Genomic DNA, 7,482 nt, shown 5'->3' with positions numbered 1-7,482 from the left:
ATAGTGTTTCGGTGGTCATAGCGTGAGGGAAACGCCCGGTTACATTCCGAACCCGGAAGCTAAGCCTTACAGCGCCGATGGTACTGCAGGGGGGACCCTGTGGGAGAGTAGGACGCCGCCGAACAATTCTTCTGAAGAACCCCCGTCCGGGAATCCCGGATGGGGGTTCTTTGCGTTTCCAGGGCATTTTCGGGCGGTCAGAGCCGGAGCTTGAACCCGACGTGCGAGGCCACGAACCCGAGGCGCTCGTAGAAGCGGTGCGCGTCTGCTCGCGTCGCGTCGGAGGTCAGCTGGACGAGGACGGCGCCGATGCCGCGGGAGCGTTCGACGGCCCACTGGATCAGCTCGGTGCCCAGTCCGCTGCCGCGTTCGTCGGCGTGGACGCGGACGCCCTCGATGATCGTGCGGGTGGCGCCGGCCCGGGAGAGGCCTGGGACGACGGTGAGTTGCAGGGTGCCGACGGTGCGGCCGGCCCGGTCGGCGACGACCAGGTGCTGGTGCGGGTCGCCGTCGATGCGGGCGAACGCGGCGCGGTAGGGGGTGAGGTCGTCAGGGCTCTCGCGGGTGGCGCCCAGCGGGTCGTCGGCGAGCATGGCCACGATCGCCGGCAGGTCGTCGGCGGTGGCTCGTCGGATCGTCAGAACAGCCGTTTCGGTCATGATCGGAGACTAGGAGTGTGCTGTCTGCCGTGCCAAGCCCCGTCTACGCCCGTAGCACCCCTTCACGGCCCTCCTGAAGGGCCGTGAGACCCCATCCGGCGTCACTCCCCGGCCTTGGCACTGGTGATGACGGCGAAGACGGCCCCGTGCGGGTCGGCCAGCTGGGCCAGGCGGCCGACGCCGTGCACGTCCATGGGCGGGATCCGCACGGTCGCGCCGAGGGTGCCGGCGATGGCGAGGCCGGCGTCGACGTTGGGGACCTCGAAGTAGGGGAGCCAGTGCGAGGTGGTGCCGCGCGCGGTGTGTTCGGGGCCGAGCTGCATGATGCCGCCGTGGGCGTCGTCGGTGCCGCCGCCGGACGGGGTGAGGACGGTGTACATCGCCTCGCCGAGCGGGACGTCCTGCTCCTGCCAGTCGAAGACGGCGCGGTAGAAGGACTTGGCGCGTTCGGCGTCGACGCTGTAGCACTCGGTCCAGCAGAGGCTGCCCTCCTCGGTGACGAGGTCCAGGCCGCGGTTGGCGTGCGGCTGCCAGACCGCGAAGTCGGCGCCTGTCGGGTCGGTGTAGCCGGCCATCCGGCCCGCGGTGAAGACGTCGAAGGGGGCGAACCGGACGCGTCCGCCGGACTGTTCGACCAGTGCGGTGGTGCGGTCGGCGTCGTCGGTGGCGAAGTAGAGCGCCCAGCCGGGAGGGGTGTCCTCCTCGGTGAGCGGGCCGAGGGCGGCGACGGTCCGGCCGTCGAGCTTGAAGAAGCCGTACCCGCCGGCCTCGGGGCCGGCCGAGTCGAAGGTCCAGCCGAACAGCGCGGTGTAGAAGTCGACGGACGCCCGGGTGTCGGGGCTGCTCAGGTCGAGCCAGACCGGGGAACCGGGGCGGAAGTCGGTGTTGAGCATGGCGGCACTGCTCCTCGGACGGGGCCCGGGCGGGCGCGGTCGACGGCGGGTCCCCCTCGGTCCCTCCCAGCCTGGCACCTCGGCCGGGGCGGTGCACGGCAGGGGCCGGGGCAGGGAAGGAAGTCGGGGAGGAGGCGGGCCGGCGGGTCTGTCGGCGCGGGGCGGTACGGTGCGTAGCGGAATGTTCCACCCGTACCGGTCGAAGGGGGTCCGGTGAGCAAGCAGGCGGCGCAGTCCGGGCAGCAGGTGCCGCGCCAGCTCGCACAGGTCGAGGGCGTGCTGGAGCGGATCACGTACGCGAACGAGGAGACCGGTTACACGGTCGCCCGGGTGGACACCGGCCGGGGCGCGAACGACCTGCTGACAGTGGTGGGCGCGTTGCTGGGGGCGCAGGTCGGTGAGTCGCTGCGGCTGCACGGCCGGTGGGGCTCGCACCCGCAGTACGGGCGGCAGTTCACGGTGGAGAACTACACGACGGTGCTGCCCGCGACGGTCCAGGGGATCCAGCGGTACCTGGGGTCGGGGCTGATCAAGGGGATCGGGCCGCGGTTCGCCGAGCGGATCGTGGAGCGCTTCGGGGCGGACACCCTGGAGGTGATCGAGAACGAGCCCGGCCGGCTGATCGAGGTGCCGGGGCTGGGGCCGAAGCGGACGAAGAAGATCGCGGCGGCCTGGGAGGAGCAGAAGGCCATCAAGGAGGTGATGGTCTTCCTGCAGGGGGTCGGGGTGTCCACCTCGCTGGCTGTGCGAATCTACAAGCAGTACGGCGACGGCTCGATCGGCGTGGTGCGGAACGAGCCCTACCGGCTGGCGTCGGACGTGTGGGGCATCGGCTTCCTGACGGCGGACCGGATCGCCCAGGCGGTGGGCATCCCGCACGACAGCCCGGAGCGGGTGAAGGCCGGCCTCCAGTACGCGCTGTCGCAGAGCACCGACCAGGGGCACTGCTTCCTGCCGGAGGAACGGCTGATCGCGGACGGCGTGAAGCTGCTCCAGGTGGACGTCGGGCTGGTGATCGATTGCCTGGCGGAGCTGGTGGCGGCCGAGGGGGTGGTGCGCGAGGCGGTGCCGGGAGAGGGCGGCCAGCCGGTCACGGCGGTGTACCTGGTGCCGTTCCACCGGGCGGAGATCTCGCTGGCCAACCAGCTGGCGCGGCTGCTGCGTGCGGACGAGGACCGGATGCCGTGGTTCGGGAACGTGGACTGGCCGGTGGCGCTGGAGTGGCTGGCCGGGCGGACGGGGGTCGAGCTGGCGCCGGAGCAGGAGCAGTCGGTGCGGCTGGCGCTGACCGAGAAGGTCGCGGTGCTGACGGGCGGCCCGGGCTGCGGCAAGTCGTTCACGGTGAAGTCGATCGTGACGCTGGCGCTGGCGAAGCGGGCGAAGGTGGTGCTGGCGGCGCCGACCGGCCGGGCGGCGAAGCGGCTGGCGGAGCTGACCGGGGTGGAGGCCTCGACGGTGCACCGGCTGCTGGAGCTGAAGCCGGGCGGGGACGCCGCGTACGACCGGGACCGGCCGCTGGACGCGGACCTGGTGGTGGTCGACGAGGCCTCGATGCTGGACCTGATCCTGGCGAACAAGCTGGTCAAGGCCGTGCCGATGGGCGCTCACCTGCTGTTCGTGGGAGACGTGGACCAGCTTCCCTCGGTGGGTGCGGGGGAGGTGCTGCGGGACCTGCTGGCCGAGGGCGGGCCGGTCCCGTCGGTGCGGCTGACCAGGATCTTCCGGCAGGCGCAGCAGTCGGGCGTGGTGACCAACGCGCACCGGATCAACGAGGGCCGGCCGCCGCTGACGGACGGCCTGGCGGACTTCTTCCTGTTCGCCGAGGAGGACGCGGAGCGGGCGGCCGGGCTGACGGTGGACGTGGTGGCGCGCCGGATCCCGCAGAAGTTCGGCTTCGACCCGCGCCGGGACGTGCAGGTGCTGGCGCCGATGCACCGCGGCCCGGCGGGCGCGGGGAACCTGAACACCCTGCTCCAGGCGGCCGTGACGCCGGCCAGGGAGGGGCTGGCCGAACGCCGTTTCGGCGGGCGGACGTTCCGGGTCGGGGACAAGGTCACGCAGATCCGCAACAACTACGACAAGGGGCGCAACGGCGTCTTCAACGGCACAGTGGGAGTGGTGACCGCCCTCGCCGTGGACGACCAGCGGCTGACCGTGCTCACCGACGAGGACGAGGAGGTGGAGTACGACTTCGACGAACTGGACGAGCTGGCCCACGCGTACGCGGTGACGATCCACCGCTCGCAGGGCAGCGAGTACCCGGTGGTGGTGATTCCGGTCACCATGTCCGCTTGGACGATGCTCCAGCGGAACCTGCTCTACACCGCCGTGACCAGGGCCAGGAAACTGGTGGTGCTGGTGGGGTCACGCAAGGCGATCGGGCAGGCCGTCCGGGCCGTCAGTGCAGGTCGGAGGCACACCGCGCTCGATCATCGGCTGGCAACTGGATGATTATCCAACGGGATGGTTGCCTCTAATGTTCTCTTGACGTGAAGAGATTTACGGCAGAGCCTAGGGTTGTGCCGATCTTGTCCGGTTCGTACCGGCTGCGGCGGCAGGTTTTGTAGGGGCGGGCCCTTTCGGGCCACCCCGGGTGCGCGACTGTCCTCCGGATGGGGGATGGTAGAGACAGTCAGGGCACCTTGGAAGAGGATTCATTTCGTCGGTGAGGAAGACGTGAGCGACAACTCGGTAGTACTGCGGTACCAGGACGGCGAGTACGAGTACCCCGTCGTCGAGAGCACTGCGGGCAACGCCGGCTTCGACATTTCGAAGCTGCTCCCGCAGACCGGCCTGGTCACCCTGGACAACGGCTTCGGTAACACCGCCGCGTACAAGTCCGCGATCACCTTCGTGGACGGCGACAACGGCATCCTGCGGTACCGCGGCTACCCGATCGAGCAGCTCGCCTCCGATGGCGGCTTCATCGAGACCGCGTACCTCCTGATCAACGGTGAGCTGCCCAACGCCAACCAGCTGGCGGAGTTCAACCGCGAGATCACCCAGCACACCCTGCTGCACGAGGACGTCAAGCGCTTCTTCCAGGGCTTCCCGCGGGACGCCCACCCGATGGCCATGCTGTCCTCGGTGGTCGGCGCGCTGTCCACGTTCTACCCGGAGAGCCACAACCCGTTCGACGCGGCCCAGCGCCACCTGTCGACCGTCCGCCTGCTCGCCAAGCTGCCGACGATCGCCGCGTACGCGTACAAGAAGGCGATGGGCCAGCCCTTCGTCTACCCGCGCAACGACCTGAGCTACGTCGAGAACTTCCTGCGGATGACCTTCGCCGTCCCTGCCGAGGACTACGAGCTCAACCCGGTCGTCGTCAACGCGCTGGACAAGCTGCTCATCCTGCACGCGGACCACGAGCAGAACTGCTCGACCTCCACGGTGCGCCTGGTCGGCTCCAGCCACGCCAACCTGTTCGCGTCGATCTCGGCCGGCATCTCGGCCCTGTGGGGCCCGCTGCACGGCGGCGCCAACCAGGCCGTGCTGGAGATGCTGGAGGGCATCCGCAAGGACGGCGGCGACGTCGACTCGTTCATCACCAAGGTGAAGAACAAGGAGGCCGGCGTCAAGCTGATGGGCTTCGGCCACCGGGTCTACAAGGCCTTCGACCCGCGCGCCGCCCAGGTCAAGATCCTCGCGCACGAGGTCCTCGGCCAGCTCGGCAAGAGCGACGAGCTGCTGGACATCGCGCTCAAGCTGGAGGAGCACGCCCTCAAGGACGACTTCTTCATCTCGCGCAAGCTGTACCCGAACGTGGACTTCTACACCGGCCTGATCTACCGCGCCATGGGCTTCCCGACCAGCATGTTCACCGTGCTGTTCGCCCTCGGCCGGCTGCCCGGCTGGATCGCCCACTGGCACGAGATGATCAACGACCCGACCAGCCGGATCGGCCGTCCGCGCCAGATCTACACCGGCACCGCGATCCGCGACTACGTCCCGCTGGACGCCCGCTGACCGTAGCGGAGCCGTCCACCGGCCCGCACGGAAGCTGAGAGGGGCCCGGCCGCCTGAGCGGCCGGGCCCCTTCGCGTCCCGGTGCGCGGCCCCCGAGGGGGCCGCGCGGGGACGGAACCGTACGGCGCACGACTCCGGGGTCGGCCGCAGCCCGGGACGGCCGCTCAAAGCGTCCCTGGCCCGCCGGAACCCCGGCGTCGTGCGCGAAGGCCGTCGAGTTCGACGACCGTTCCCGGGGCCCGCCGGAGCCCCGTCGGCGACAGCCGGTGGAAGGGCGGGGACACGTTGCCGTTCAGCGTGTCCCCGCCCACCGGAAAACTGCCGCACTACCAACCTAAGACGTATCGGGGTGTGAGAAGTTACGCCCGGGGGGTGTGAGCTGCCTCTCGCCACGCTCCGTGTGCGCGTCGTACCAGGCCCATATCACACGTTCACACGCGCGGGACGTCACCCTCCCCGCAGTCACGGCAACCGAGCGTGATAGGAATCGTGGCATTCCGGTACGGACCGTCGCGCACATTCGCCTCGCGACGGCGGAACTGGGGAGGGAGTGGGCTGATGGCCAGGAACGTCGTCGTCACCGGTGGTGGCACGGGAATCGGGTACGAAGTCGCGCGGCGGTTCGTCGAGGCCGGTGACCACGTGGTGATCGTGGGCCGTCGCCGGGAGGTCCTGGAGAAGGCCGCGGCCGACCTCGGGCCGAGCGTCACCCCGCTGGTGTGCGACCTCGCCGACCCGGACGCCGTCGAGGCCGCGCTCGCCGGACTGCCCGAGCGGATCGACGTCCTGGTCAACAACGCCGGCAGCCGGGAGACCGTGGTCGGCGGCGGGCCGCACGCCCTGCTGGCGCGCTGGCGCGGCGACTTCGAGCGCAACGTGCTGACCGTGGTGCTGCTCACCGAGTCGGTCCGCGACCGGCTCACCCCGGGCTCCGGCCGGGTGGTCACCGTCAGCTCCATCGCCGCCCTGCGCGGGGCCGGCTCGTACGGTGCGGCGAAGGCCTCGCTGCACGCCTGGAACCACTTCCTGGCCGCCCAGTTGGGCACCTCGGGCATCACCGCCAACATCGTCGCGCCGGGCACGGTCGCGGGCACCGAGTTCTTCGGGCCCCGGCTGGACGAGGCCGAGGTCGCCCGCCGGGCCGCCCGCACGCTGCTCGGGCGGATCGGCGAGGCCGGCGAGGTGGCGGCGGCGGTGTACTTCCTGGCCTCGCCCGAGGCCGGGTTCGTCACCGGCGAGATCCTGCACTGCAACGGCGGCGAGCTGCTGGGGCGTTGAGACGCCCCAGCCGGTACGTACGGACGGCCCCGGACCGGCATCGGTCCGGGGCCGTCGTGTGCGCCGGCTCAGGCGGGCCGGAAGCGGCGCAGCCGCAGGCTGTTGGTCACCACGAAGACCGAGGAGAAGGCCATCGCGGCCCCGGCGATCATCGGGTTGAGCAGGCCGGCGGCGGCCAGTGGGATCGCCGCCACGTTGTAGCCGAAGGCCCAGAAGAGGTTGCCCCTGATGGTGCCGAGGGTGCGGCGGGAGAGCCGGATGGCGTCCGCCGCGGCCAGCAGGTCGCCGCGGACCAGGGTGAGGTCTCCGGCCTCGATCGCGGCGTCGGTGCCGGTGCCCATCGCCAGGCCCAGGTCGGCCTGGGCCAGCGCGGCCGCGTCGTTGACGCCGTCGCCGACCATCGCCACCACCCTGCCCTCGGCCTGGAGCCGCCTGACGGTGGCGACCTTCTCCTCGGGGAGCACCTCGGCGATCACGTCCGGCGCGGCGATGCCGACCTCGGCGGCGACCGCCTCGGCCACCGCCCGGTTGTCGCCGGTCAGCAGCACCGGGGTCAGGCCCAGGGCGCGCAGCCGGCCGACGGCCTCGGCGCTGGTCGGTCTCACCGCGTCGGCGACCTCCAGCACGGCCCGCGCCTCGCCGTCCCAGCCGACCGCGACGGTGGTGCGGCCGGCCGCCTCGGCGGC

General features: G+C 71.1%; 6 protein-coding genes and 1 rRNA gene. 4 read left to right on the top strand and 3 right to left on the bottom strand.

Translation table 11 applies throughout. The annotated features are described in order from the left end of the window. Positions 1-7 precede the first annotated feature (7 nt). A 5S ribosomal RNA gene (gene rrf, locus BU198_RS32365) occupies positions 8-124 on the top strand. A gap of 73 nt (positions 125-197) precedes the next feature. Here the strand turns inward: rrf and BU198_RS32360 are convergent. Next, the gene (locus BU198_RS32360) at positions 198-659 is read right to left on the bottom strand and encodes a GNAT family N-acetyltransferase (protein WP_188300409.1); all 462 of its coding nucleotides are present in this window, start codon (positions 657-659) and stop codon (positions 198-200) included. A 101-nt stretch (positions 660-760) separates the two neighbouring features. Next, a complete protein-coding gene (locus tag BU198_RS32355; RefSeq protein ID WP_188300408.1) occupies positions 761-1,552 on the bottom strand; it encodes a VOC family protein in 792 nt (263 codons plus the stop codon). A gap of 213 nt (positions 1,553-1,765) precedes the next feature. On the opposite strand from BU198_RS32355, the gene BU198_RS32350 reads away from it, so the two are divergent. From BU198_RS32350 to BU198_RS32340, 3 genes are all read left to right on the top strand, one after another. Further along, the gene (locus BU198_RS32350) at positions 1,766-4,003 is read left to right on the top strand and encodes an ATP-dependent RecD-like DNA helicase (protein WP_317620415.1); all 2,238 of its coding nucleotides are present in this window, start codon (positions 1,766-1,768) and stop codon (positions 4,001-4,003) included. Between the two features lie 225 nt (positions 4,004-4,228). Beyond that, a complete protein-coding gene (locus tag BU198_RS32345; RefSeq protein ID WP_188300407.1) occupies positions 4,229-5,518 on the top strand; it encodes a citrate synthase in 1,290 nt (429 codons plus the stop codon). A 558-nt stretch (positions 5,519-6,076) separates the two neighbouring features. Next, entirely contained in the window at positions 6,077-6,796 is a 720-nt protein-coding gene (locus BU198_RS32340) for an SDR family NAD(P)-dependent oxidoreductase (RefSeq protein WP_188300406.1), read from the top strand. 68 nt (positions 6,797-6,864) lie between these two features. Here BU198_RS32340 and BU198_RS32335 read toward each other — a convergent pair. After that, a partial coding sequence (locus BU198_RS32335) for an HAD-IC family P-type ATPase (RefSeq protein WP_188300405.1) occupies positions 6,865-7,482 on the bottom strand: 618 nt, incomplete at its 5' end.

Origin of the sequence: Streptomyces sp. CBMA156, assembly GCF_014596515.1 — a bacterium.
Classification (GTDB): domain Bacteria; phylum Actinomycetota; class Actinomycetes; order Streptomycetales; family Streptomycetaceae; genus Kitasatospora.
The sequence above is the reverse complement of the archived record's forward strand: the minus strand, read 5'-3'. Positions and strand labels throughout refer to the sequence as shown.